2 pseudogenes are annotated in these 655 nt (G+C 45.8%); one reads left to right on the top strand and one right to left on the bottom strand.

Annotation, left to right across the window (positions count from 1 at the left end):
* Positions 1 to 305: pseudogene (locus R8O10_RS25630) on the top strand (hypothetical protein); the annotation flags it as partial.
* Positions 306 to 351: 46 nt separating this feature from the next.
* On the opposite strand, the pseudogene R8O10_RS25625 reads toward R8O10_RS25630, so the two are convergent.
* Positions 352 to 655: pseudogene (locus R8O10_RS25625) on the bottom strand (tellurium resistance protein); the annotation flags it as partial.

The following is a 655-nucleotide window of genomic DNA, read 5'->3' as shown; positions in this document are numbered from 1 at the left end:
AGACGCTTTTCCCAGTTGTGGCGCGAAACGAAAAAGCGTGGTGTGTCGGCTTCATTATCCTAACCTCGTTGGGCACGGTTACCATGGATATGCCAATTCTTCTGCTTATGTTAGCGGGTTTAGTGAACAGCATTATCCTTCCTATCGTTTTGGGTACCGTCTTAGTTGCGACAAAACGCAAAGATATCGTCGGTGACTACCAACACCCAATGTACTTAACGCTAACTGGAGCAGCGATTGTTATCGTGATGGCTGCATCGAGTTTGACTAACGTCGGTAACTTCATGGCGAAGTTTACGGGTTAATACTTTGTTGATAGTGATAAAAAACGGCCTCTTAATGAGGCCTTTTTTATGCTTGTTTGGTCGGGGTTCTTACAATTTCTGGCCAGTACATTTTCACATAACCTGCCGATACCCAAACGACCAATACGGTCGCGATACTGAGTTCTAAAAAGCCGAAATCGTGTAACCAATGCCATTGAGGATGAGATTGTGCGAAAAAAGAGGTTAATCGGTGCATCGCAATGGCGCTGATGACTGAAGGAAAAGTCACCGCTGCAATCGAGGGTTGGAACTTCAATCGAAGTAAGCGGAAATAACATAAGTAGATCAGTAGCGTCATTGTGATCGCGATTCCCGCCAACGCGCCCGTC

The organism is Vibrio sp. 1727 (assembly GCF_033344415.1).
GTDB lineage: Bacteria > Pseudomonadota > Gammaproteobacteria > Enterobacterales > Vibrionaceae > Vibrio > Vibrio alginolyticus.
The sequence above is the reverse complement of the archived record's forward strand: the minus strand, read 5'-3'. Positions and strand labels throughout refer to the sequence as shown.